Source organism: Devosia sp. (genome assembly GCF_024707125.1).
Taxonomy (GTDB): Bacteria; Pseudomonadota; Alphaproteobacteria; order Rhizobiales; family Devosiaceae; genus Devosia.
The window spans coordinates 47,468-72,215 of the sequence record NZ_JANQAH010000013.1; the positions used below are offsets into that span (position 1 = coordinate 47,468).

Below are 24,748 nucleotides of genomic sequence, written 5' to 3' on the forward strand. Positions count from 1 at the left end.
GTAGAGGGATATTTGATGCGTCGTAACTGGGCTGGCCTTTTTGGCGCCATGGCAGTCATTCTCGCCACCCCCGCGCTCGCCCAGCCGCTACCCTATCATTCCGATCCCGACGCCCGCGAAATCCTGCCTTTGCAAGGTTCAGTCCCGGCCATCCGCTTTCTCACCACGGCCGATTTTCCGCCCTTCAATTTTCGTGACACCAATGGCGAGCTGATCGGCTTCAATGTCGATCTCGCCAAGCGCATCTGCGCCGAAGTCAACATCGCCTGCACGCTGCAGGCCTGGCCCTGGGATCAGGCAGCCAATGCCCTCGCCGATGCGCAGGGCGATGCCCTCATCGCCGGCCTCGCCGTCACGCCCGAAAACGGCGAAAAGTTTGATTTTTCCTCGACCTATCTCGCGCTGCCCGGTCGCTTCGTCACCCGCGCCGACGATGCCGCCGCCTTCTCGGTAGAAAACCTTTCGGGCAAAACCGTCGCCATCCGCGCCGGCAGCGCCCATGCCGATTTCATGGCCCGCTACCTGCCCAATGTGACGGTGGAAACTTTTGCTTCCGAAATCGAAGCGCTAACGGCCCTGCGCGATGGCAAAGTGGACGCCTATTTCGGCGATGCCATGCGCTCCGCCTTCTGGCTCAACGATAATCCGGAGTGCTGCTCCTTTGCCGGTGAGCCCTATTTCCGTCCCGAACTTTTCGGCGAGGGCCTCACCATCGCCGTGCCCGCGGGCAATGACGCCGCCCGCCACGCCATTGATTGGGCCCTGGTGCGTCTCAAGGAAAACGGCGCGCTCGACGAGCTCTATCTGCGCTGGTTCCCCGTGGGCTTTTACTGATCAGGCCGTCCGCAGCCGCAGTGATGTGCCCCGCCGCAAAACGAGCTCCGCCGCGATGAGATTGGGCACCCAGCAGAGCCAAGCTATGGCCGAATAGGCGGTATCGAAAGGCAGGTCGAGCAGCAGGGTCGCAAACACCTGAAGTCGCAAGCTGACGGCCGCCAGCGTCAGGGCGATGGAGCGGATCATCCATCGCCGATGGGCCAGGCGGTCGCCCTGCATGGCCAGGCCAATGCCGCGGATGGTCGTTGCCAGCCATGCAATGGCCAATAGACCAAAACCCCAGGCGGCCACGGCGCCAGCCTCTGTCGTCAGGGCCAGCCAGAGCCCCGATAGTCCAGAAAGAACAATGGCAATGCCATAGACGCGGCCGAGCAGCCGATGGAGGCCAGGCTTCGAAGCGCGCAATCCGTTCCAGAGCTGAAAGGGAACGAGCACCAGTGCTGCCGGGGCGAGGATGACGTGCGTGTAGAAAGCAATGGGTCGTAAATCGGCATGATAGGCCACATGGCCCATGGAGGCCTCGACCCCCGCCCAGAGGAAGCGCCAAGAGGCGATCGCTATCCCAAGGCACAAAAGCCAGATCAGTCCTGTTCTCAAAGTCGAAACCAGCATGTCGTCCTCCTCAAACTTGACACTGTAAAGATCAGGTCAACTTGACAATGTCAAGTTTGAGTCGATAGAGTCGTGCATGGTCGAAATCGCTCCCCCTGCCAAGCACACGCATCACCACGGCAATCTGCGTGAGGCGCTGGTCAGTGCCGGGCTGTCGCTCCTGGGCAGCGAAGGCGCAGCCGGCCTCACCTTGCGCAAATGTGCCGCAATGGCGGGCGTTTCCCATGCCGCGCCTGCCCACCATTTTCAGGGCATTGCCGGCCTTCTGGATGCGATTGCCGCGCGCGGTTTCACGCTTTTCGCCGATGCCATGGAAGCAGAGGCGGCCAATGGGCCGAATGAGCCGCGCGCCCGGCTCGAAGCGATTTGCCTCGCCTATTTCGCCTTTGCCAAGGCCAATCCGGCCCTTTACGACCTGATGTTCCGCCAGATCTGGTCACTGGCAGGCAAGGAGCCGGAACTGGGCCGCGCCGGCGCCCGCGCCTATGGGGTGCTGGCCGCCGCCTGCGCCCCCTTCGTGACCGACGGCGTCGAGCCAGCCACGATCGAAACCCAGGTCTGGAGCCTCATCCACGGCTATTCGGCACTGGTGCTGGTAGAAAGGATCGACAGCAATAGGCCGCTGGCGTCCGTAGAGGACCTTTTGGGCCTGCTCCGAAGGCTCGATCTCAAGACCGCATAGGTTTTTGCTAGCTCGGCATCCGCCGGTGCCGCGCCCGCGCCGCAACTTCGATCGCCGCCGTGGTCAACCGATCAAGCGACAACCGGTCACGCAGCATTTCGAGATAGCGCAGCTCTTCCTGCTCGAGATGCAGGTCTACCGAAGTCACCTCGACGGCCAGCGCATAGGCGGTATCCTCTAGCTTTTTCGGCAGCGCCGCCAGCGCATTGTCGATCACCCGGTCGAGCCCGTCCGGCCCGTTGAGCAGATCCGCGCATTCATTCGCCACCGCCGTCAGCCGCGCTTTGTCAAAGCCCTCGAACACCGGCAGCCGGTCGATCAGCGCCTGGATGCGAATGAGCTCGCGCTCGGTCATCGTGCTGTCCGAAGAGGCAGCCACCAGCATCAGGTGAATGAGAGCGTCGTGGGCAGAGATGGTCATGGCGCCTTCCAGCAATAAGCAGTGCTCCAAGAACTAGGCTGCCCGGCCGTGTTTCGCAACCACCTGCGACATTGACGTAAGCCGAAGGGAATGCGACACCGCCCTACTTCTATCCTCCTTGCACCACCCGAAAGGCCTCCGCCCAGTGTCGCCCGCTGTTTTGCCCGCCCTCGATCCCGATTTCTTTGAGCCTGCGCAGTCCGCTCGCGCCTGGCCGTTCGAAGAAGCACGCAAGATCGTCAAACGGCTGGAAAAGTCGGGCAAGCGCGAAGCCCTGTTCGAGACCGGCTATGGCCCCTCGGGCCTGCCCCATATCGGCACTTTTGGCGAAGTGGCGCGCACCACCATGGTCCGCACCGCTTTCCGTCTCTTGACGCGCGATGAAATCCCGACGCGGCTCCTCTGCTTTTCGGACGATCTCGACGGCATGCGCAAGATTCGGATACCGTCCCCTCCAAGGAGGCGATGGAGCCGCATCTGCAAAAGCCGCTGACTTCGGTTCCCGATCCCTGGACCAACGAATACGAGAGCTTTGGCCACCACAACAACGCCATGCTCCGTCGTTTCCTCGACACCTTCGGGTTCGACTACGAATTCGCCAGCGCCACCGACTACTACCGGTCAGGCAAGTTCGACCACGTCCTGCGCCTCGCCGCCGAGCGCTACCAGGCCATCATGGACGTGATGCTGCCGACCCTCGGGGCTGAGCGTCAGGCGACCTATTCGCCCTTCCTGCCGATCTCCCCGATTTCCGGCCGTGTGCTCTACGTGCCGATGAAGGAAGTCAACGCCAAGGATGGCACCGTCACCTTCACCGACGAAGACGGCCGCGACACCACCGTCCCGGTCACCGGCGGCCACGTAAAGCTGCAGTGGAAGCCTGATTTCGGCATGCGCTGGGCTGCGCTCGGCGTCGATTTCGAAATGTTCGGCAAGGACCACCAGACCAATCAGCACATCTACGACAAAATCTGCGCGATCCTCGGCGGCACCCCGCCCGAGCACTACGTGTATGAGCTGTTCCTTGATGCCGAAGGCCAAAAAATTTCCAAGTCCAAGGGCAATGGCCTGACCATCGATGAATGGTTGACCTATGCCTCGACGGAAAGCCTGGGGCTCTACATGTTTCAGAAGCCGCGCGTCGCCAAGCGCCTGCATTTCGACGTCATCCCGCGCGCCGTCGACGAATATTTCGCCCACGTCGCCGCCTATGAAAAGCAAGACGCCGCCGCGCGCCTCGAAAACCCGGCCTTCCATGTCCACTACGGCAATGTGCCCAAGGTCGACATGCCGGTCACCTTCGCGCTGCTGCTCAACCTCGCGACCGCATCCAACCCGGAAACCCCGGAAGTCATGTGGGGCTATATCTCGGCCTATGCGCCTGGTGTCTCCGCCAAGACGCATCCGCATCTCGATGCGCTTGTCGGCTACGCCATGCGTTACTTCCGCGATTTCGTGAAGAAGACCTATCGCGCCCCCGACGATGTCGAACGCTCTGCGCTGGAAGCGGTGTCATCAGCGTTTGCCGCTCTTCCGGCCGACGCCGACAACGAAACCATCCAGACGGCCGCCCTCGACGTTGCCCGCACCATCGAGCGCTACCAGGACCACACCAAGAAGAGCCCGACCGGCGGTCCCGGCGTCTCTGGCGATTTCTTCCAGATGCTCTATCAGGTGCTTATTGGCCAGGAACGCGGCCCCCGCTTCGGCTCCTTCGCCGCGCTCTACGGCATCGAAAACACCCGCAAGCTCATCGCCAAGGCGCTGGCCGGAGAGCTTCAAGCCGCCTCGTAAGGTTAGGGCATTTCACGTTTGAACTGATACCTTCCCGCACACCGGTCTCACCCCGGCTTCAGGCCGGGGCCCATCCTGAGATATCAAGATGGGCCCCGGGTCGAGCCCGGGGTGACAATCGAGCTTGTGGGTGTTTCAGATGAACGGTGAAGCGCTCTCACCGCGCGATTAGCCATAGAGCCATGCTCGAATGGCAGCCCCAAGCCCAGTGTCATTCCCCGCGAAGCGGGAACCCCTGCTAGCCCAACACCTTCCTGAAAAACACCACCCGCTGTGTCTCCACAAAACCCAGCGCGCGATGCATATCGAGGCTCGCAAAATTCTCCAGAGCCGCGTCCGAGGCAAATTCCGAGCAGCCCTGCTCTCGCGCCCAGGCCTCCACCGCACTAACCAGCGCCCGCGCCACGCCCCGCCCACGCGCCTCTGGCTTCACGAAAATCCCTTCGAGAAACGCCACCGGCGATGTCTTGCAGCCATTGACATAATCATGCCGCAGCGCCGCCTCGGCAAAGCCCAGCGCAACCCCATCCGCATCCCGCGCGATCAGATTGATCGTCTCTCCGGCATCATCAAGCAGTTCGGCAATATCGGCCGCATGTTCTTCATCGCGACCGCCCGGCCACAGCGCCGTCCGCATGGCCAACCAGTCCGCGGCATCCGCCTTTGTCGCCGGCGCGATCCTCACTGGCTGGCCCAGATGATCCGCGCGATCCATTCGATATCCCTGGTATTGAGCACCCGCGGCTCATAGGCCGGGTTAAGCGAATGCAGCTCGATCTGCTTGGCGCTCTGCCGAAACAGAATCTTTGCCATCACCTCGCCTTCGCGCGTCTTCACCACCACCCGGTCGCCGCGCCGCACCTGCTCGGTGGGCGAAACCACCACCCGGTCGCCCTCGCGATAAAGCGGCTCCATGCTGTCGCCCTGGATTTCGAGCGCATAAATGCCGGGATCAACAGGCGAGGGTAGCGTCACCTCGTCCCATCCTTCCCCGGCCGGAAAACCGGCACTGTCAAAAAAAGCCGCCCGCACCCGCCTGGGCCAGGCCCAGCAGCGGCACCGTCTGCCCATAGGGCGTATTGCTGGTCTGCATGAATGCTCCCGCTCCCGCGAGAAAGCTGTCGAACCCTTCCCCCGTCGCTTCCAGAATTTTTGAAATGCTCTCGGTCGATGGCCAGCGCTCCCGTCCATCCTTGCTCACGCGCTTGGACACGTTGAACGCAGTGGCGTCGAGCCCGGCCAGCCGCGCCAGGGCCGAAACCGAATGGCCGTGGCGCTGCGCCAGCGCATCGATACCATCCCAGATGGCCCTGTGAGAAAGCATGGTGGAAGCCGTTAAAAGGACATTGATCAGGAGTGAGGAAATTAATCCTAGATTAATACCCGCATTCCCCCCTGTAAAGCCCGCGCAATCATGCTTGCCCAGACTTGATCACTTAACTAGGTTCGCGCCCATGTCGACACCCGAGCTGATCTATAAAATCACCACTGCCGTGGCCTTCGCGCCTGCGCGCGTTTCCGGCCAGTTTGAAGGCATGCCCATCGACCACAAAGATGGCTACATGCACTTCTCGACGGCGGCACAATTGTCCGAAACCCTGCGCCTGCATTTCGCCGGGCAGGCGGGCCTGCTGCTGCTCGCCGTTCCCACGGCCGATCTCGGCAATGACCTCGTCTGGGAGCCTTCCCGTGGTGGCGAACTCTTCCCCCACCTTTATGGCGGCCCTCTGAAACTCACGAGCGTGGTCTGGGAAGAACCGATCAGCGTCGCCGCCGACGGCTCCTGCACCTTGCCCGCAGGTGTCAAATGATCCTCTCTGCCTTTGCTCCGCTCCTGCGCAATGCCGGCCTCGCCAATCTGACGCGCGACACCTTGCTGCGCATGGACCCCGAGACGGCCCACGGCGCCACCATCACCGCCTTGCGCCTGGGTCTCGCCCCCCAGCAGGAGCAGAAGGATCCGCCCGAACTCGCAACAACCCTCTGCGGCCTGGAGTTGAAAAACCCGGTCGGCATGGCCGCAGGCTTTGACAAGAATGCCGAAGTGCCGCGCCCGCTCGCCCTCATGGGTTTCGGCATGGTCGAAATCGGCACCGTCACTCCGCGTCCGCAGGTCGGCAATCCCAAGCCACGCCTCTTCCGCATCGGCCCCGCCGATGGCGTCATCAATCGCATGGGTTTTAACAATGAAGGCCACGACGCCGCCTTCGCGCGCCTCAAGGGCCTGCGCGTCCCGGCGGCGCTCGGCGTCAATATCGGCGCCAACAAGGACAGCGAAGACTTCGTCGCCGACTATGTACTGGGCGTAAACCGCTTCGCCGACCTCGCCGACTATCTCACCGTCAACATCTCCTCGCCCAACACGCCGGGCCTCCGCAATCTCCAGGCCGACGAAGCGCTCACTCGCCTCCTCGATGCGGTCCTGAGCGCCCGCGCCAAGGCGAAAACCCGCGTGCCCGTCCTCCTCAAGATCGCGCCCGATCTCGATGAAGCCGCCATGGACGCCATCGCCCGCGTCATCCTCGCGACCGATCTCGACGGCCTCATCGTTTCCAACACCACCATTTCGCGCGATCCCGTCGCCGGCATGGAAAACGCCGGCGAAATCGGCGGCTTGTCCGGAAAACCGCTCTTCCCACTCTCCACCCAGCGCCTCGCTCAGATGCGCCAGCGCGTTGGAACGCTGCCGCTGGTCGGCGTCGGTGGCATCCATTCCCCGCAAACGGCCCTGGCAAAAATCGAAGCCGGCGCCAACGCCATCCAGCTCTATTCCGCCATGGTCTTTGGCGGCCTCGACCTGCTCGACCGCCTCAAGCGCGGCCTTGTCGCCGGCGTGCGTTCAGCGGGCAAGAAGAACATTTCCGAACTCGTCGGTACCAAGACCGACGCCTGGGCCCGCGGCGAAGGCGAGGCTTCCTGAAACCACTCGCCTCAGTAGTCCTCATGGTGAGGTGCGTAGCGTCAGCGAAGCCTCGAACCACGAGGACGTGCCTACAATGCCGCCCCTGAGCAGACTTTTGCTGCCTCGACCTCGACATCGCGTGGATCAAGCGTCGCCGTCAGGTTCTGGTGAACGATATCGGCCGAGATGATTGCGACGCATTCCTGAAATGGACTGGGTCGCAATAGGATCGCGCCGGCAACCATCCCCGCGCCGATGAGAATTGCCATGGCAATGCCCCAGCTATTCACTGCTCGACATCCAGCGTGATCACCACATCCGCCCGATCCTGCGACAGCATCACGCGATCATAGTTCGGCAAATCATTGCGCTCGATATGCGCCCGGTTGCGCTCCTCGGTGAAGAGCCCCTCTTCGCCATGCCGCTTCATCAGCCGCGCCCGCACCATTTCGCGCGGCACGACGATGAAAGCCGAAAAATCGAGCAGCGGTTTCACCTCATCCCACGGCGCATCCCCCAGCAGCAGATAATTGCCTTCCACCACCAGCACCTTCACCTCTGGCGCCACCGTAAAAGCACCCTCGACCGTATCCTCGATTTTTCGCGAGTAACCCGGCCCGCTCACCGCTTCCTTTGCAGCCTTCAAACGCCCCAGAAACGCGACGAATGCCGCCCCTTCAAAGGTGTGCGGCGCACCCTTGAAGTCGGTCTGCCCCATGGCCTCGAGCTTGGCATGCTTCATATGAAAACCATCCATCGGCACCAGCGCCGCCGAGCCCGGTGCCGACACATTCAGCGCCGCAACCAGTTCCGCCGCCAGTGTCGATTTGCCCGTCCCCGGGCCACCCGCCAGCCCAATGGCCACGCGCCGGCCCCCGGCTTTCTCGGCCAGCTCCTGTGCTTTCCATGTCAATTCAGTCAGTGCGTCGATGGGTGTCAGTGTCAACCGCCCCTCAAGCATCAGCGCCTCTGCATCAGGCGCAGGATCAACCACACCGGCAGCACAATCGCTGCACCGGTCAGCACATAGGTCCCCAACTGCCGGAACACCGCGCCACCATCTCTGAGCATATCGCGAACGGCCTCCACAGCCCCGCGCACCAGATCGGCAGCATCAAACCCGAACACCGACATGATGAAGCCGACAAAGAGCGAAATCAGCACCAGCTTGATGGCGAGTGACCCCGGCCGATCGCCCAACAGGCGCTCAAGACCGGAACGGGATGCGGGTCGGCTGTCTTCTGTCATCAGGCGGCTCCGTTTGGCAGTGTCGAACCCATCATATAGGCTTGTGGGTGATTTGCAGTAGGTGCCTGTTGTCAACTTTCGCGGACTCCGCTCTTCCTCCAATCATCGCCAACTGGTTCGCGTCGCGCGGCTGGTCGCCCCGTCAGCACCAGCTCGACGTTCTCAGGAGCTACCAGTCCGGCGCCAGCCAGCTCCTCATCGCCCCCACCGGCGCGGGCAAGACCATGGCCGGCTTCCTGCCCACGCTCTCCGAACTGGTCGATGGCAAGTTCCAGGGCCTCCACACCCTCTACATTTCGCCGCTCAAAGCCCTCGCGGTCGACGTGCACCGCAACCTCTCCAATCCCATCGACGACATGGGCCTGCCCATATCCGTGGAAGCCCGCACCGGCGACACCTCCGCCAGCAAGCGCACCCGCCAGCGTGTAAAGCCGCCCCATATCCTTCTCACCACCCCCGAGCAGCTTGCCCTCCTGATTTCGCATCCCCATGCCGAACTCATGTTCGGCACCCTACGTCGCGTCGTCCTCGACGAACTCCACGCGCTCGTGACCAGTAAGCGCGGCGATCTCCTCTCCCTTGGCCTGGCGCGCCTCGCCAAACTCGCGCCCGACATGCGCATCACCGCCCTCTCGGCCACCGTCGCCCGCCCCGATCTCCTCCGCGATTGGATCGCCCAACCGCATCCCGACCGCCCCACCGATCTTCTCCGCATGATCGGCGGCGCCCCGCCCGAACTCGCCATTCTCGAAACCGAAGAGCGCCTTCCCTGGGCCGGCCACTCCGCCAACTACGCCCATCGCGAACTCTACGAAACGATCAAGCAGCACAAGACGACGCTCCTCTTCGTCAACACCCGCTCCCAGGCCGAAATGCTGTTCCAGGGCCTCTGGAACATCAACGAGGACATGCTCCCCATCGCCCTCCACCACGGCTCTCTGTCAGTGGAGCAACGGCGCAAGGTCGAAGCCGCCATGTCCGACGGCAAGCTGAAGGCCGTCGTCTGCACCTCGACCCTCGACCTCGGCATCGATTGGGGCGATGTCGATCTCGTCGTTCAGGTCGGCGCGCCAAAAGGCTCGTCGCGCATGCTGCAGCGCATCGGCCGCGCCAATCACCGGCTCGATGAACCCTCAAAGGCGCTTCTCGTCCCCTCCAACCGTTTCGAAGTCTTGGAATGCGAAGCGGCCGTCGAGGCCGTCTCGGAAAACCATCAGGACAGCGAAGATCCCCATCCCGGCGGCTACGACGTCCTCGCCCAACACGTGCTCGGCATGGCCTCGGCCGAACCATTCCTCGCCGACGACCTCTATGCCGAAATCACCCGCGCCTGGCCCTATCGCGACCTCACGCGCCCCAAATTCGACCGCGTCCTCGATTTCGTCGCCACCGGCGGCTATGCCCTCCGCGCCTATGAGCGCTATGCGCGCCTCAAGCAAAACCCCGATGGCACCTGGCGCCTCTCCCACCCTTCGGTCGCCCAGCAATACCGCTTGAACATCGGCACCATCATCGAAGAGCCCATGGTCCGCGTCCGGCTCATCCGCTCCAAGGAGCAGAAGCGCGGCCGCACCACCGGCCCCATCGGCGCCGGCGGCCGCGTCCTCGGCGAAATGGAAGAATACTTCTTCGGCACGCTTTCGGTTGGCGATACCTTCATGTTCGGCGGCGAAATCGTCGCCTTCGAAGGCATGAAGGACAACGAGGCTTTCGTCTCCCGCGCCGTCGCCCAAAACCCGAAAATCCCATCCTATATGGGCGGAAAATTCCCGCTCTCGACCTATCTCGCCGAACGCGTCCGCCGCATCATGGACACGCCCGAGGAGTGGAGAAAACTCCCCAACCAGGTCAGCGACTGGCTGCGCCTCCAGCGCGATTTTTCCGTCCTCCCGCGCCGCGATAGCCTCTTGGTCGAAACCTTCCCGCGTGGCACCAACCATTTCATGGTCTGCTACCCCTTCGAGGGCCGCCTCGCGCACCAGACCCTCGGCATGCTCCTCACCCGCCGTCTCGAACGCATGCGCGCCCGCCCCCTCGGCTTCGTCGCTTCCGAATACGCCCTCGCTGTCTGGGGCCTCGGCGATCTCTCGGCACTGATCCGCACCGATCGCCTCTCGCTCGACGAACTCTTCGATGAAGACATGCTCGGCGATGATCTCGAATCCTGGCTCGATGAGTCAGCCCTGATGAAGCGCACCTTCCGCAACTGCGCCATCATTTCCGGCCTCATCGAGCGCCGCCACCCCGGCAAGGAAAAGTCCGGCCGCCAGATCACCATGAGTTCGGACATCATCTACGACGTGCTCTACCAGCACGAGCCCGACCACATCCTCATCGAAGCTACCCGCCGCGACGCCGCCCGCGGCCTCCTCGACATCGAGCGCCTGGGCAACATGCTGGCTCGTGTGAAATCCCACATCGTCCACAAGCCCCTGCACCAGATTTCGCCCCTCGCCGTGCCGGTCATGCTCGATATCGGCAAGGAGCCGATTTTCGGCGAAGCGCGCGAATCGGCTATGGCTGATGCAGCCGACGAACTTCTGCGCGAAGCGATCGGCGAGATCTGACCCGCCCCACGTGGGCGTTATCGGCAAGCCTATTGGGATTGGACACAACAGCTACCAGATGAGCACAGTTGCCCTCTCTCCCGTCCTGGAGACCCCTTTGCTGCGCTTTGCCGGCCACAATTTCGAGCCCCTGCCATCCGGCGCGCTCTTCTGGCACGCGCGTCAAACCCTGCTCGTCGCCGATCTCCATTTCGAAAAAATGGCGAGCTTTGCCCGCCGCGGCCAGATGCTGCCGCCTTATGATACGGGGATGACGCTCTCCCGCCTCGAAGCCGACCTGCGCCGCACCGGCGCCAAAAAGCTCGTCTCCCTCGGCGACACGTTTCACCGCGCCGATTCCAGCAAGCTCCTCGGCCCAACCGAACGCCTTCGCCTCGACGCCATCGTCGAAAGCGTCGATTGCACCTGGCTCTCCGGAAATCACGACCCCGCGCCCCACGCTATCGGCGGGCTCTGCTGCGCCGAACTCGAACTCGACGGCCTCACCCTCTCGCACGAGCCCATCAAGGGCAAAACCGGCCTCGTTGCCGGCCACCTCCATCCGGCCGCCCGTATCGCCATGGAAGGCCGCACCGCCCGCAGTGCCTGCTTCGTCCACGACAATCGCGTCCTGATCCTGCCCGCCTACGGCAGCTCCACCGGCGCCCTCAATATCCTCTCGCCCGCCTTCTTCGGCCTGCTGAACTGGCCCTCGGTGGAAGTAACCATGCTGGGCCGCGACCGAACCTATCCGGTGTCCACAAAGCGACTGGTGCGCGGCTGATACCTCCACCTCTGGGTGTCATTCCCGCGAAAGTGGGAATCCCTGTTCTGAAACAAAGATCCCCGCTTTCGCGGGGATGACACGGTGGAAAAATGGGTTTGGGCGGGCAAACCTACCGTCTAAAAAGCACCCCGCCCAGCCACCCGGTAAACAGCGCCAGCACCACGCAGGCAATGCCATAGAGCAGCGGATATTGCGTCGCCGACTGCGCCAAGAACCGCTCGAAGGCGATCTTGCGCACCGCAAACCCTTCGGACTTGCGCGCAATGATCTCGCCATTCTGGAACACATAGGTCTGCGCGATATAGGGCCCCGGCGGCGCGCTGCTCGGCAGCGTCAATTGCGCCGAATAGAACGTGTCGGAGTGAAACCGCACGCCATTTTCCTGCACCCCAAACAACCCCTGTTCCGACATCAACCGGATCAGTTCGCGCCCGAACACCAGTGTCTTCATGAACCCCGCAATATTGGGGATCATCGCATGGGCTTCAGGCAGGATGAAATTCTGGTTGAGCAGGTTGATATCGGCGATCTCGAGGAGTCGCCGGCTCGAGAGCACATGAAAATAGCTCGGAAAGCGCTTGAACTCGACCTGCTCGGTATTGAGCCAGATGCCGAAATTATGCGTCTTTTCGCGCGCCACGCGGTCCTGCGTCGGCCCGAGCACCACGATCACGACATCGAACGGTCCCTCGACATAGCGCTGCTCCGACCCCGCCTCCGGCGCGATCGTACCGAAAAACGTCAGGCGCTCGCCGTCAAAGCTCGAGGTGATCTGGATCGTGTCGTTGGAAACGCCCGAAACCAGCCGCGCCGCCGCACCCGCAGGCACTGCCGAAAACAGGACGATAAGCAAAAGCGCGACAAGGCGGTTCATCGCACCGCACTCGTCACGGCCATGGAGAACACATCGTCCGGCGTCAGCACCAGCGACAGCCCGAAACGAATGGCAACCGCCAGCACCAGCAGCGCCAGGAGGCCGCGCAACTGCTCGCCGCGCAAATGCTGCCCCGCCGCCGCGCCGAACTGGGCCCCGGCCGTGCCGCCCACCATCAGGCAGAAGGCGAGGAGAATATCGACGCTCTGGCTCTGCACCGCATGCATGATCGTCGTCGCCGCCATCATCGCCACGACCTGCGCCAGCGAGGTACCGATCACCACATTGCCGGGCACGCGCAACAGATAAACCAGCGCCGGCACCATGACGAAGCCGCCGCCAATGCCAAGCAGCGAACCGACAAAGCCGATGAAGAGCCCGATCGCCAGCACCGGCAGCACGCTGATATAGAGCCGGCTTTTCTTGAAGCGGACGCGCCAGGGCAGGCCGTGAATCCAGCTATGCTGGTTGGGCAGGCGTTCGCGCACCACCACGCCTTGCCGGCTCTTTAGCAGCGCCCGCACCGCTTCCTGCAGCATCAAAATACCGACAAAGCCGAGCAGAACCACAAAGCCCACGGCAATGACGAGATCGAGCTGTCCGTTGGCACGCAGTACGGAGAAGGTGGCGACGCCACCAAAGGCGCCCAAAATGCCCGAGAGGATCAGATACATCGCCAGATGCAGATCGATGCCGCCGCGCCGATAATGGCTGAGCGCACCCGAGGTCGAAGCCGCCACAACCTGGCCCGTCACCGAGGAAACGGCCACCGAAGTCGGCACGCCCGAAAAGATCAACAGCGGGGTAAGCAGGAACCCGCCGCCCACGCCGAACAGACCCGACAAAAAGCCGACCGCCCCTCCGATCCCCACGAGAAAGAAGAGGTTCACGGAAAGCTCGGCGATCGGCAGATAGATCTGCAAGACCCTGGGTCCCGTTTTGCGGTTGGCTGTTGAGCCAGAGGCTAACGGCTAGACCGTCAACAAGTGGTCAAGGTTCCAGAAAAACAGGACAAAATTGTATCGAATGGTTGGAATTTTTTGTGCGGGAGGCCAACCGAGCGTCGTCCTCCCACAGTGTCATTCCCGCGAACGCGGGAATCTCTGTTTCGCGCACGGGATTCCCGCTTTCGCGCGAATGACCGCGGAGGCGGACCTAATTCGCCGTCGGCGTCGCCATCAATTCCCAGACATTGCCCTCGGTGTCCTCGAAATAGGCCGAATAGCCCCATTCCGACTCTGTGCCCGGCGTGATGATCGAGCCGCCGGCAATCAGCACGCGCTCAAGGATTTCATCCACCTCTTCGGCACTATCGGCGCGGTGGCTCAGCACAAAGCCCGGCGTACCTTCCAGCGTCTCTGGCTTGCCCGCCGTCTGGGCAATCTGCTCGCGCGGAAACAGCACGAAGGAAAAATCCTCGTCGAAAAAGAAGGCGACATGATCCTCGCCCGCGCCGATCTTGTCGTCCTCGATCTCGAACAGCGCGCGATAGAACACAAAGGCGCGTTCGAGCTCATCGACGCCGATGGTGATGATATTGATCTTGGGCTTCATCGCCTCGTCCTTCTCTATGTGTCGGACTGATCTAGGCTTTTTCTGCCCCGGTCGCAAACAGAGCCTCGAACTGGCCCTCCTCGATGCGCGCAGCAGCAATCACCGCTTGCGTGCGGCTATCGACATCGAGCTTCTGCAAAATGGCGGAAACGTGCGCCTTCACCGTCGCCTCCGAAATGGAAAGCTCATAGGCAATCTGCTTGTTCATCAGCCCGTCGCTGAGCATCATCAGCACGCGCACCTGCTGCGGCGTCAGGCTTGCCAGCCGCTTCATCAGCGCCGATTGCTCATCGTCTCCGGTGATCGTCGTCCCCTTGGGCACGAACACTTCGCCAGCGAGCACGGTCTCGATGGCCCGCCGAATTTCCGTCGGCCCCTCGGATTTATGCAGATACCCCGAAGCGCCCAGCTCAAAGGCGCGCCGCACCACGGTCGCGTCTTCCACGGCCGAAATGATCATCACCGGAATTTCCGGATACTGCGCCCGCACCAGCAGCAGCCCGGAAAACCCGCGTACGCCCGGCATATTGAGATCGAGCAGCACGAGATCGCAATCGCGATCGGCATCGAGCGATTTGCTGAGATTGGCGAGATCGCCGGCTTCTTCCACTGATACCGTAGCATCGCCTCCGGCCAGCGTCTGGCGCAGCGCCGCCCGGAACAGGGGATGGTCATCCACGATGATGATGCGGCGACGTGTCATGGGCTGAAACTACTCCAAATCAGGGGGCGAAACCAGAAAACCACTCTTTTCCGCCCGGGGCATTTGCATATTGCAGCAATCCTTAACGGCTTCTTTACCATGTTTTCCCAAAAGTGACCGTTAGACCTTCGTGCTGCTTCGGCTTGGCACGCGCTCGCTTTGACAGGGACTGACCATGGCCCGCGCTTATCCGCAATCGGACTACGCCGATACCGCTTTCGACCCCGGCGCCGGGGATTGGCAGGCCCTGCGCGGCGAACTGGTCGCTTTGCTCGATCAGGTGGAAAGTCGCTTCGGCGCCGTGTCCGACGGGGCAGGGGTTTCCAATCGCGTGCGGCACCTGCGCGATCAGGTCAACACACCTGATCCGGCCAGCCGCCGCCGCAGCGAAGCCCTGCGCAGCGTCAAGCGCGCCGTCGATCGCTTCAATCCCCAGGACGATGAAGCGGGCGACCTCAACGCCGCCATTGCCGAAATCCGCAGCCGCCAGGGTGCATCGGTCATTTCCGCCATCGACCGCCGTCCCTCCGACATGCCCGAATTCCGCGAGCTGTCGAGCCTCGTCTCGGGCATGGGCGATCGTCTCGGTCGCCTCGAAGGCCAGCTCCGCACTGCCCGCAACAGCTCTTCTGACGTCCTCGAAGTCGCCTCCCAGGTCGAGCAACTGACCCAGGTCGTCGAACTCCTCGCTGGCGCCGTTGGCGAAACCGGCCAGGTCAAGCGCCTGGAAACCCAGATCGCCGCGCTCGCCTCCATGATGAGCCAAGCGCCCAAGGTCGATCTCTCCGCCGTCAATTCGCGCCTCGACGATGTTTCCGCTACCGTCGCCAAGCTCGCCGAACTCCAGGCCCAGCAGATGGAGCGCGAGATCATCCGCGAGGAGCGCGCCGAATTCGCGCCCAAGGGCCAGCTTGAGCCGGCCATGGCTTCCATCGAAGCCAATGTACGCAGCGTCTACGATCGCATCGACGCCATCGAGCGCAATATGAGCATTTCCTCGGGCGATTTTGAACGCCTGACGAGCGAAATGGCCGAGGTCACCCAGGCCCTGCGCGACAGTGCCGGCAATCCCGAAATCCTCGCTTCCCGCGTCGAAGTACTGGTCCAGCGCCTGCAATCGGTCGATGGCGGCAGCGACGACGTTCTGGCGCTCAAGGACGACATCGCCGCCCTGCAGCAATCCGTGCTCAAAAGCATGGAGCCACGCTTCCTGCGCCTCGAAAGCCAGATCGAGGCTCTGTCGAGCAAGGTTGCCCCCGTCGATACCTCGGCCGTCGAAGGCCAGCTCAAGCGCCTGATGACCCGCATGGACGAAGCCGGCGCCCAGCTCGATGGCCTTGCCCGGCTCTATCACGATGCCGGCGACAAGCCCGATTTCGAATCCCTCGCCACCCTCGTAGCCGAGCGCACCAGCGATGCCATGAGCCGCAAGGCTCCGGCCCCCGTCGCCATGTTCGGCCCCGAAAGCCTGAAGACCATCGAGGACCGCATTTCGAGCCTCGTCCGCTCGGTCAGCAAGGGCGCGGGTGCCGATGCCGAGGCCATCGCGAGCCTCGTCGCCGAAAAGACCTCGGCCGCCATCGCCAAGTCCGGCGGCCCGGTCCCCGTGCTCAATCCTGAAGGTTTTGACGCGCTCGAAAAGCGCATGACCGCCGTCTTCAACACCGCCGGCAAGGACACCGCCGAACGCCTGGCCCGGCTCGAAGCCGCGCTTTCCGCACGCACCTCCGCGCCAGCTTCTGCCGCCGCTCCCACGCGCGCCGAGCCGCCCACACAGGCGCCCCAGCCCGCAAAACCCCAGAGCCGCGCCTCAGAATTCGACGCCGCCGTCGAAGAGCCGAGCACGGCACGCCTCGATTCCATCCTGTCGAGCCTCAACGGCAAGAAGCGCGCCGACACCATGCCGTCCAATCCGGCTGATGAGGCGCCTCTGGTCGATCGCGGCTTTGCCGATGTGCCGCGCGCTGCAGCGCAGCCGCAGGCCGTCGCTGCAGCACCCGCGCCGCGTCCCGCCGCGCCCACGCCTCAGCCGGCCCGCCCGGCACAGGCCGAAGTGCAGCCGGCCTTCGATCCTGAAAAGGTCGATCGTCCGCCGCGCCCGCAGTCGAGCTTTGCCCAGTTCGACCGCGAGCCCTTCCCGGCCGCGCGTGCCGAAGCCTCTGCGCCCGCCGTCGAAGCCCCTATCTCCAATACCAGCACCTTCGTTGCCGCCGCGCGCCGCGCCCAGCGCGCCCGGCAGGAGCAGCAGGTTTCTGAGCCCGCCAGCGGCAATTCGCTGATCGGCCGTGCCCTGGCGCGCGTTCGCCCACAGCCCAAGGCTGCGCTCGAAGAGACCGCGCCGGTCGCCGCGCCCGAGCCCAAGGCTGAAAAGCGCCGCCCCCGCAAGCCGGCGCCGGAGGCCCCTGTCCTCGTCGATGGCGAAGAGGCCGCCGAAGCCCGTCCGAACTTCCTCGTGCGCAACCGCCGCACGCTGCTGCTTGCCGCCGCAGTGGTCGCGGTGTCCATGCTGACGCTCAATCTCGTCATACAGCGTATGCGCGCGGCGCCCGCCGCTGCCCCCGCGCAAACCTCCTCGATCGCGCCGAGCGCCATTCCCGTCGATCCGACCCCGGCCGCCGAAGTGTCCGAACTGGTGGCGCCGCGCGTTATCGACATGCTCGATGCAACATCGGTCGGCTCGATCAATCCGGGCGAGCGCATGAGCTTTGCCCGCGCCACCGAAACGCCGATGCCGCCCGCCCTCGTGGCCAGCACCGGCCCCGCCAGGGCCGCCATCGAAACACTAACCGATGAAGCCGTCCCCACGACTGGTTCCATCGCCGCTGCCGCGCCCGAACAGTTCGAACTGCCGCCCGAAACTCTCGGCCCCCTGCCGCTGCGCCAGGCCGCTGCCGATGGCGATGCCAAGGCCCAGTTCGAAATCGCCGCCATCTACACCGAAGGCCGCGCCGTCGAAGCCAGCCCCGAAGAAGCCGCCAAGTGGTACGAGCGCTCGGCCGCCCAGGGCTTTGTGCCGGCGCAGTATCGCCTCGGCAATCTCTACGAGGCCGGCACGGGTGTCGAAAAAGACCTCGAAATGGCCCGCCTGTGGTACCAGCGCGCCGCTGAAGCGGGCAATCGCATGGGCATGCATAATCTTGCCGCGCTCTATGCCAGCGGCCAATTGGGCGAGCAGCAGTTCGAAGAAGCGGCCCAATGGTTCACTCAGGCAGCCACCCTCGGCATGGTCGATAGCCAGTTCAACCTCGGCATGCTTTATGCCCGCGGCCTCGGCGTCGAACAGGATTTCGAGCAGTCCTACAAGTGGTTCTCGCTTGCCGCCAAGTCAGGCGATGCCGATGCCGGCAAGGCTCGCGACGACATCGCCAAATCCCTCTCGGCCGACGCCGTCAGCCGCATTGGCGGCGAAGTTGAGACCTGGGCCAGCGAACCCATTGCCCTCGACGTGAATTTTGCCCCGATCGGCACCTGGGCGGCTGATTTTGACCCCGGCGAAGCGATTGCCAACAAGGAAGTCGTTTCCCGCGTACAGCAGGCGCTCAACCGCCTCGGCTTTGACGTCGGCACACCCGATGGCGTCGCCGGTCCCAAAACGGCCGAAGCCATCCGCACTTTTGAGCGCGGCACGGGCATGAGCGAAAGCGGCAAGATCAATCCGCGCCTCCTCGCGGTGCTTGGCAGCCAGCCGGTCTGAGGCGCTCATCCGCCTCAACCACCGAACGTCATCCTCGGGCTTGACCCGAGGACACTTCACTTATGAAGGGCCCCTCGCTCCACGGCGAAAATTGCAAACGGCTCATCGGTCAAGCGCCTCCCTCCCCCTTGTGGGGAGGGAACGAGGGGTAGGGGTGTCCTCGCAATAGCAATAGCGAGGCCAAAAACCCTAAAACCCGCCGCCGGTCTTAAAGCCCGAATGTTTCCGCGTACCGGCATCACCCGTCCGCGGCCGCGAAAAGCCGCCGCCGCTATTGCCGCCGCCACCCCAGGCGCCACCAAATCCACCGCTCGACGGCTTGGATTTCCCGCCGCTCGATGATCCGCCAATGCTATTGTCCGGCCAGTGGAACCCGCCCTGGTCACCCCAGGGCGAGGATTGGCCGCCGCTATTGCGGCGCGGCGGTGCGCTTCCCGCGCCCCATTCATTGCCCGGTGCCCAGTTCTGGCTTTTCCGCCACTGGTCCCAATAGCTCGCCGCCGAAATGCCGCCGCGCAGGAAATCGTTGAGCAAGTCCCCGACGAGCTTTTCTTCCCTGAAGCTCGAGCGCGGATCGTCAAAGCGCTGCTTCTTGAATTCCCACTGGATGTCTTCGAGTTCCCGCCGCCGCGCGGCCAGCGTCTTGCTGCGCTCGCGCAGGTCCCGGCTTTCCTCTTCTTCCTCGCGCATGCGAGTGCGCGATTCATCGATCTGCGCGACGATCGTATCGTCCTGCCCGGTGCGGGTGCGGCGCGCCTCGGCGAGAAGGGTCTGGATATCTTCCTGGCCCAAGGCCGCGGCAAGGGCCGCAGCCGCCGAAGCCAAGGCCGGATCGCTTCCGCTCGTCAGCGATTGCAGGGCTTCGCCTGCCTCGTTGCGCTTGTCCTCGGCCTCGACGATGGCGGCATCGATGGCCTGCACATCGGCTTCGGCCTTGCTTTTGGCGTCGCGCAGTGGCCGCCCGCCCGCAGCATCCGCGGCCGTGTTGGCGAGCGTTGCAAGCCCGGCTACTGCAGCCTGCGCATTGGCTTCCTGCCGCTCGGCATGTTCGCGCAGGCGCAGCGGAATATCGTTGAGCATGGCATAGTTGGGCCGGGCCTTGAGGAAGCCGACAAGGCCTGCCACGAGCCCATCGAGATAGCGAATGAGGTTGTTGGCCTTGTAGGCCGATGTGCCGTAGCCGCTGTCCCACAGATACATGAAGAGCGGGTCGTCGCGATAAGGCTTGCCCTTCTCTTCCCGGTCCGTTTCGGCGAGCCGGGTCTTTTCCATCGACTGGTCGGCCACTTCGTCAAGCGCCTGCGCCGCAGCCCGCTTTTCGGCATAGGCCGGGTCGGTCTCAAGCTGGGTCGAAACCTGCTTGAGCAGCGCGTCGAGCGCCTTTTGCTTTTCTGCGAGGTCCGCAACGGCATTGCGCCGCCGCTCGACCAGCGAGGCCCGCGCCGCTTCCAGTTCCTCTATGGTCTTTTGCGCCTTGTCGACGGCCTTGCCATGCGACTTCAGCGATTCACGCGCCTTGCTCTCGGCGCTGGAGATACGCCCGTCGAGTTCGGATTGAATGGCCGGATCGAGACGCAGCTGCGCCAGCTGGCGAAACAGCTCCGCTTCGCTTTCCTTGATCTTGGCGACGATTTCGGTCGAGCGCGCCAGCCGGCGGGAGATTTCGTCTTCCTCGCGGCGGATATCGCTCATTGCTTCTTCGAGGGAGGCGAGGGCCTGTGGACCGCCTATGCTCATGCCATCACCATTCGGTCACGGCGCCGTTCAGCACCGGCATCTGAAATTCGACATCGAGGAAGCCGTCCGATTTGCGGCCCACTTCATTGGCCTGGATGATGCCATCGTCGCGCTTGTCATTGGCCACGGCGTTGTAGACCGATTCCGGCACGCGCTGGCCCCATTGCGACACGACTTTGGTCTCGCCGGTTTCCTCGTTGAGGATAGGCAGGCTCAAAGCCCGGCCGTCCGGATCGATCGCCTCGACCACGAGATAATAGTTCGTGGCATCGGTATTGATCTCGGGAAAAGTCCAGAAGCCGGACTGCTCGTCGGCGCGGTTGACGACGCGCACCACATATTCCTGCCGCAGCTTGTCGCGCAGCCCGGTCAGGTCTTCGACAATGCCCTCGGCGCCGGACCGGTTGCCCTCGGCGGCAAAGGCCTTGCCCCGGCTGACCAGGGCGTCGGCCTGCACAACGGCCTGCTGCACCTTGGTCTCTTCGAAAATGGTGGTGTAGAGCGCGTCCATCTGCGCCGGCAGACCCTCGGTCAGCTCGATCTGCTGCTGATGCGCCTGTCCAGCCTGGAAGGGCTGGTAGATGCCAAAATAACCCACGCCCACGACCAACAGGGCCCCCAGCGCCAGCAGCACCGGGCGGCCCCAGGTCTTGCGACTTACATAGAGGCGCGCCAGGCTCGTATTGAGGCCCGGTGCCGGCGGGTCATAAGCAAAACGGCTCTCGGCCAGCGCTTCGACGCCTTCCTTGAGAATGTGGTCGGGAACCTCGATGCCCTGCTGCCGGTAGATTTCGCGCAGGCGCTCGATCAGCTGGCCCTCGCGCGCCGTGCCATCGAGTTCGCGCGTCACCAGGTCCTGGCGATGGCGGAGCGTGTCCACCACATCCATGGCCAGCATGACTTCATCGAGTGGGGCAGCCGGTTTGGCTGTCGCGTCGCTCATCCTCAGGTCTACTTCCCGCCGCTCGGTTGGTGCGCCCCCGGATGTGTCATCCGGAGACGCGGCATTTCAAAGGTTCAGTTCTTGGTTTCGAGCAGCAGGGCATTGCCCTCGGTAGCGAGTGTCGCCAGGCGCCGCTTGCCGTCTTCCACCGCATCGCGGATTTCGGCCGAGTTCTTGGTCGAGGCAACACGCATCTCGTTGATGATGGTGCGGCTCTTTTCCTGGAAGTTCACGACAGAGTCGACGAGCTTCTTGACGGCATCGGCGCGCACGGTCGGGCCATAGCCGGCCTTGACGGCCTCTTCCTGCACCTTGTCGCCGATCTCCGAGAGCGTTTCCAAGCTCTTGGACATGCCTTCCTTCATCGCATTCAGCGTCTGGGTCGATTCATGCAGGCCAAACATGCCGGTGAACGACGCCGAGAGGGCCGTAAGAACGGTTTCATTGGTCGAGAAGAACGAGATCGACTGCTGATAGACGCGTTCCTTGGCATTGGTCGTTTGCATCAGGCGCGCCATCACCACTTCCGAGGTATTGTAGGAAATGGTCAGGTTGTCCGAGAGGTCCTTGGCGATCTGGTAGCGCTTTTCCTCGTTCTGCATGTCGCGCAGCTTTTCGTCGCGCGCCATTTCGAGACGGGCGCGATCGGCCGGCACATCGCCGGCATAGGCGGCCAGTTCATCGGCGGCCTTCTGCAGGATGTTCTTCTGGTCGCCAAGGCGCTTTTCCGCCGTCTGCAGCACTTCAAGCGCCATCACTTCGGACTGTTTCAGCGCGCCGCGGAAATCGCGATAGGCTTCCAGAATCGTCTGCTCGCGGTCGATCTGGTCCTTAGTGTCCTTGGTCACTTCCAGATACGTGTCGCGGATCTTGTTGAAGCGCGTGGCGATATCGCCGCGGCTCACCTTCATCCACACATTGGAAACGCGCTCGATCATGTCGAGCTTGTTGTCCTGGAGCTGGTCGACCATGCCCTTGGCATCGTCGCGGATCGAGTCAAAGCCCTTGGTGATGTCTTCGTAGCGTTCGCCGATTTTCATGGCGGCGACCTGCTCGCGCACCACTTCGTTGAAGGCGCTCGCCTGGCTCAGCGTACGGCCGATCAGGATGACGCGGGTCTCGTCCAATTCGGTGATCTGGCTCAGCAGTCCGGTGATCGGCTGCTCGCCCTGCTGTTCGGGCCAGATGCCGAGGTCACGGATGGCGTTGACCGCCTTGTCCAGGTACTGCAGCGGCTTTTCGGCAATGGCCGGCGCGCTGGTCTGCGGGGCGGTCGTCACTTGGTCGGTCATCATCTGCTCCCTGGCATAGTTTGGCTCGCGGGCCGGCTTGTGCCTTAGCCCTAGATTGCGCGTGAGGGCTCCGCTGACAATTGCATCCCCCCATCCCAGCAACTATTTAGTCCATATTGGTGCGAAAAAGCCGCACGTAAAGAGTAGGGTTCGTCACCATGGATAAGAACAGTCTTGCCCGCGCATTATGCCGCCTTTGCGACATCGCCAGCGTGTCGTCCTGCGACATCGCCGAGCAGATCTGATGGAGTTCGGTGGACGCTATAAAATGAGTGCCCCGCGCGCCCGCATCTGGGACGCGCTCAACGATCCCGAAATGCTGAAAGCCGCCATTCCCGGCTGCCATCTCATCGCCTGGTCCGGCGCTGAGACGCTCGATCTCGAGATCAAGGTTAATCTCGGCGTCATGCAGCCCACCTTCAAAGGCGAGCTGATCCTTTCCAATATTGTCCCGGCCGTCAGCTATACCCTGTCCGGTCGCGGCAAGGGCGGCTTGCTCGGCCTTGCCGAAGGCAGCGCCGACGTATCGCTGGCCGATGAAGGCTCCGAGACCATCCTCACCTTCACCGCCAATGGCGGCGCCTCGGGCCAGATCATGAAAATGGGCAAGGCCATCATCGGCAATTCCGCCCAGCGCATCATCGATGGCTTTTTCGAGCGTTTCGGCATCGCCGCGGGCGTCGAGGTCATACCCTTGCCGCGCGAAAACCTGCAGCCTTCATAATCGGTTAACCCTATCCCAATCCGCCCCGAACCGGCCTTAATCCCGCCGCTGCCTCCGATGTAGAGACAGGTTGTCCTTCATTACAATTTGTCTCAAATCGCACATGTCCAGCTCGTCCCGCGACAGCCTCGCGCTCTACCTCATCGCCTTCGCCGCCATCCTTGCCGTGCTCTATGCCGATGTCGATCTGGGCGCCCTGTTCTCCGCCATTCTCGCCCGCTGGTAAGCGGGCGGGCGAGCAAATTAACGCCAATTTTTGACCAATCGGAAAAATTTGACATCGTCCCCCTTGCGAAGGGCGTGATTGCACGATTTTATCGCCCTTCAGCGCATGCGGATAAACGAGGGTGCATTTCTTGCGTCCGCTGCGAGACAGGGAGACTAATCAATGAAATTCTCGATCCTCACCAAGGCTATTGCCGGCGGCGTTGCTCTGAGCGCACTGATGGCTGGTGCAGCCTTCGCTGACGCCGCTCTCGTCTATGACGGCGGCGGCAAGTTCGACAAATCCTTCAACGAAGCCGCCTATACCGGCGCCGAGCTCTTCAAGTCCGAAGGTGGCGCCTATCAGGATCTCGAAATCTCGGGCGACGCCATGCGCGAGCAGGCCATCCGCCAGTTCGCTTCGCGCGGCAACAACCCGATCGTGCTGCCCGGCTTCTCGTGGGAAACCGCTCTGAAGGTCGTGGCTCCGGAATTCCCCGATACCAAGTTCACCATCATCGACACCGTCGTTGACCTGCCCAACGTACAGTCCGTGGTCTTCAAGGAGCACGAAGGCTCCTACCTCGTCGGTATCCTGGCTGCCATGCAGTCGCAGTCGGGCAAGATCGGCGTCGTTCCGGCCTTCAACTTCGACCTCCTCGAAGCCTTTGCCTGCGGCTATGCCCAGGGCGCCAAGTCCGTGAACCCGGATATCGAAGTGCTCGAAACCTATGTCGGCACCGGCTTTGAAGCCTTCAACGACCCCGGCAAGGCCACTGAAGTTGCCAAGTCGCAGCTCGATCAGGGCGTCGACGTGGTGTTCCAGGTTGCCGGTGGCGCTGGCGCCGGTGTGCTCCAGGCTGCCGCTGACGCCGGCAAGTTCTCGATCGGCGTTGATAGCAACCAGAACCACCTGCACCCCGGCTCGGTCCTGACCTCGATGCTCAAGCGCGTTGACGTCGCCACCTACAACGCCATGAAGGGCGTTGCCGATGGCACCTGGGCTCCCGGCGTGATCGTACTGGGTCTGGCTGAAGATGGCGTTGGCGCTGCCTTCGACGACAACAATGCCTCGCTCATCACTGCCGACATGAAGGCCGCGGTCGAAAAGGCCACTGCCGACATCATCTCGGGCGCTGTGACCGTGCACGATTTCCGCACCGACAAGGCGTGCCCGTCTCTCTAAACGAACGA

23 protein-coding genes and 2 pseudogenes are annotated in these 24,748 nt (G+C 63.0%); 11 read left to right on the forward strand and 14 right to left on the reverse strand.

The window, feature by feature from the left end; translation table 11 throughout:
• Window positions 1-15 precede the first annotated feature (15 nt).
• Entirely contained in the window at window positions 16-834 is an 819-nt protein-coding gene (locus NVV77_RS21065; RefSeq protein WP_295416562.1) for a transporter substrate-binding domain-containing protein, read from the forward strand.
• Here the strand turns inward: NVV77_RS21065 and NVV77_RS21070 are convergent, their stop codons facing one another.
• Window positions 835-1,449: a DUF2306 domain-containing protein gene (locus tag NVV77_RS21070; RefSeq protein WP_295416565.1), complete on the reverse strand. Its 615-nt coding sequence runs from the start codon at window positions 1,447-1,449 to the stop codon at window positions 835-837.
• A gap of 76 nt (window positions 1,450-1,525) precedes the next feature.
• Here NVV77_RS21070 and NVV77_RS21075 point away from each other — a divergent pair, with 76 nt between their 5' ends.
• Window positions 1,526-2,131 (forward strand): TetR/AcrR family transcriptional regulator, encoded by a 606-nt coding sequence (locus NVV77_RS21075; protein WP_295416567.1) that lies wholly within the window; start codon window positions 1,526-1,528, stop codon window positions 2,129-2,131.
• 7 nt (window positions 2,132-2,138) lie between these two features.
• Here NVV77_RS21075 and NVV77_RS21080 read toward each other — a convergent pair whose 3' ends face one another.
• Window positions 2,139-2,552, reverse strand: a complete 414-nt coding sequence (locus NVV77_RS21080; RefSeq protein WP_295416569.1) for a tellurite resistance TerB family protein — start codon at window positions 2,550-2,552, stop codon at window positions 2,139-2,141.
• Between the two features lie 145 nt (window positions 2,553-2,697).
• Here NVV77_RS21080 and NVV77_RS21085 point away from each other — a divergent pair.
• Window positions 2,698-4,346 (forward strand): annotated as a pseudogene (locus tag NVV77_RS21085) (lysine--tRNA ligase).
• A gap of 238 nt (window positions 4,347-4,584) precedes the next feature.
• On the opposite strand, the gene aac(6') reads toward NVV77_RS21085, so the two are convergent.
• On the reverse strand, window positions 4,585-5,061 hold the full coding sequence (gene aac(6'), locus NVV77_RS21090; RefSeq protein ID WP_295416572.1) for an aminoglycoside 6'-N-acetyltransferase: 477 nt from the start codon (window positions 5,059-5,061) through the stop codon (window positions 4,585-4,587).
• Window positions 5,028-5,670: pseudogene (locus NVV77_RS21095) on the reverse strand (helix-turn-helix transcriptional regulator). Before NVV77_RS21095 ends, aac(6') begins: the two are co-directional and overlap by 34 nt.
• A gap of 130 nt (window positions 5,671-5,800) precedes the next feature.
• Here NVV77_RS21095 and NVV77_RS21100 point away from each other — a divergent pair.
• Entirely contained in the window at window positions 5,801-6,157 is a 357-nt protein-coding gene (locus tag NVV77_RS21100; protein ID WP_295416575.1) for a DUF952 domain-containing protein, read from the forward strand.
• Entirely contained in the window at window positions 6,154-7,266 is a 1,113-nt protein-coding gene (locus NVV77_RS21105; protein WP_295416578.1) for a quinone-dependent dihydroorotate dehydrogenase, read from the forward strand. The genes NVV77_RS21100 and NVV77_RS21105 overlap by 4 nt, the downstream gene beginning before the upstream one ends.
• A gap of 71 nt (window positions 7,267-7,337) precedes the next feature.
• Here NVV77_RS21105 and NVV77_RS21110 read toward each other — a convergent pair whose 3' ends face one another.
• Genes NVV77_RS21110 through NVV77_RS21120 form a run of 3 tightly spaced genes read right to left on the reverse strand, consistent with a single transcriptional unit; the run spans window position 7,338 to window position 8,496 of the window.
• Window positions 7,338-7,517 (reverse strand): hypothetical protein, encoded by a 180-nt coding sequence (locus NVV77_RS21110; protein WP_291421499.1) that lies wholly within the window; start codon window positions 7,515-7,517, stop codon window positions 7,338-7,340.
• Window positions 7,518-7,534: 17 nt separating this feature from the next.
• Window positions 7,535-8,194 (reverse strand): nucleoside/nucleotide kinase family protein, encoded by a 660-nt coding sequence (locus NVV77_RS21115; protein WP_295416581.1) that lies wholly within the window; start codon window positions 8,192-8,194, stop codon window positions 7,535-7,537.
• A 14-nt stretch (window positions 8,195-8,208) separates the two neighbouring features.
• The gene (locus NVV77_RS21120; protein ID WP_291421497.1) at window positions 8,209-8,496 is read right to left on the reverse strand and encodes a DUF6460 domain-containing protein; all 288 of its coding nucleotides are present in this window, start codon (window positions 8,494-8,496) and stop codon (window positions 8,209-8,211) included.
• Between the two features lie 68 nt (window positions 8,497-8,564).
• Here NVV77_RS21120 and NVV77_RS21125 point away from each other — a divergent pair, with 68 nt between their 5' ends.
• Together NVV77_RS21125 and pdeM are read left to right on the forward strand one after the other, a co-directional pair.
• Window positions 8,565-11,063: a ligase-associated DNA damage response DEXH box helicase gene (locus tag NVV77_RS21125; RefSeq protein WP_295416584.1), complete on the forward strand. Its 2,499-nt coding sequence runs from the start codon at window positions 8,565-8,567 to the stop codon at window positions 11,061-11,063.
• A gap of 97 nt (window positions 11,064-11,160) precedes the next feature.
• On the forward strand, window positions 11,161-11,826 hold the full coding sequence (gene pdeM, locus NVV77_RS21130; RefSeq protein ID WP_295416587.1) for a ligase-associated DNA damage response endonuclease PdeM: 666 nt from the start codon (window positions 11,161-11,163) through the stop codon (window positions 11,824-11,826).
• A 112-nt stretch (window positions 11,827-11,938) separates the two neighbouring features.
• Here the strand turns inward: pdeM and NVV77_RS21135 are convergent, their stop codons facing one another.
• The 4 genes from NVV77_RS21135 to NVV77_RS21150 all read right to left on the reverse strand — a co-directional run bounded on the left by NVV77_RS21135 (window position 11,939) and on the right by NVV77_RS21150 (window position 14,960).
• Window positions 11,939-12,703, reverse strand: coding sequence for a TIGR02186 family protein (locus tag NVV77_RS21135; RefSeq protein WP_295416590.1), 765 nt, complete (start codon window positions 12,701-12,703; stop codon window positions 11,939-11,941).
• Window positions 12,700-13,626, reverse strand: a complete 927-nt coding sequence (locus tag NVV77_RS21140) for a sulfite exporter TauE/SafE family protein (RefSeq protein WP_295416594.1) — start codon at window positions 13,624-13,626, stop codon at window positions 12,700-12,702. Before NVV77_RS21140 ends, NVV77_RS21135 begins: the two co-directional genes overlap by 4 nt.
• A gap of 232 nt (window positions 13,627-13,858) precedes the next feature.
• Entirely contained in the window at window positions 13,859-14,257 is a 399-nt protein-coding gene (locus tag NVV77_RS21145) for a VOC family protein (RefSeq protein WP_295416596.1), read from the reverse strand.
• 31 nt (window positions 14,258-14,288) lie between these two features.
• Window positions 14,289-14,960, reverse strand: a complete 672-nt coding sequence (locus NVV77_RS21150; RefSeq protein ID WP_295416599.1) for a response regulator transcription factor — start codon at window positions 14,958-14,960, stop codon at window positions 14,289-14,291.
• Window positions 14,961-15,135: 175 nt separating this feature from the next.
• Between NVV77_RS21150 and NVV77_RS21155 the strand changes: the two genes are divergently transcribed.
• Window positions 15,136-18,654, forward strand: a complete 3,519-nt coding sequence (locus tag NVV77_RS21155) for a peptidoglycan-binding protein (protein ID WP_295416601.1) — start codon at window positions 15,136-15,138, stop codon at window positions 18,652-18,654.
• A gap of 189 nt (window positions 18,655-18,843) precedes the next feature.
• On the opposite strand, the gene NVV77_RS21160 is transcribed toward NVV77_RS21155, so the two are convergent.
• The 3 genes from NVV77_RS21160 to NVV77_RS21170 all read right to left on the reverse strand — a co-directional run bounded on the left by NVV77_RS21160 (window position 18,844) and on the right by NVV77_RS21170 (window position 22,626).
• Window positions 18,844-20,391 (reverse strand): hypothetical protein, encoded by a 1,548-nt coding sequence (locus tag NVV77_RS21160; protein WP_295416604.1) that lies wholly within the window; start codon window positions 20,389-20,391, stop codon window positions 18,844-18,846.
• A 4-nt stretch (window positions 20,392-20,395) separates the two neighbouring features.
• The gene (locus NVV77_RS21165) at window positions 20,396-21,334 is read right to left on the reverse strand and encodes a DUF6384 family protein (protein ID WP_295416606.1); all 939 of its coding nucleotides are present in this window, start codon (window positions 21,332-21,334) and stop codon (window positions 20,396-20,398) included.
• Between the two features lie 74 nt (window positions 21,335-21,408).
• Window positions 21,409-22,626 (reverse strand): cell surface protein, encoded by a 1,218-nt coding sequence (locus NVV77_RS21170; RefSeq protein ID WP_295416608.1) that lies wholly within the window; start codon window positions 22,624-22,626, stop codon window positions 21,409-21,411.
• Between the two features lie 268 nt (window positions 22,627-22,894).
• Here NVV77_RS21170 and NVV77_RS21175 point away from each other — a divergent pair, with 268 nt between their 5' ends.
• The 3 genes from NVV77_RS21175 (at window position 22,895) to NVV77_RS21185 (ending at window position 24,740) form a co-directional block, all read left to right on the forward strand.
• Entirely contained in the window at window positions 22,895-23,350 is a 456-nt protein-coding gene (locus NVV77_RS21175) for an SRPBCC domain-containing protein (protein WP_295416611.1), read from the forward strand.
• Between the two features lie 103 nt (window positions 23,351-23,453).
• Window positions 23,454-23,576: a hypothetical protein gene (locus tag NVV77_RS21180; RefSeq protein ID WP_295416614.1), complete on the forward strand. Its 123-nt coding sequence runs from the start codon at window positions 23,454-23,456 to the stop codon at window positions 23,574-23,576.
• Between the two features lie 219 nt (window positions 23,577-23,795).
• Complete coding sequence (locus tag NVV77_RS21185) at window positions 23,796-24,740, forward strand: BMP family ABC transporter substrate-binding protein (protein ID WP_295416903.1); 945 nt, start codon at window positions 23,796-23,798, stop codon at window positions 24,738-24,740.
• Window positions 24,741-24,748 lie beyond the last annotated feature (8 nt).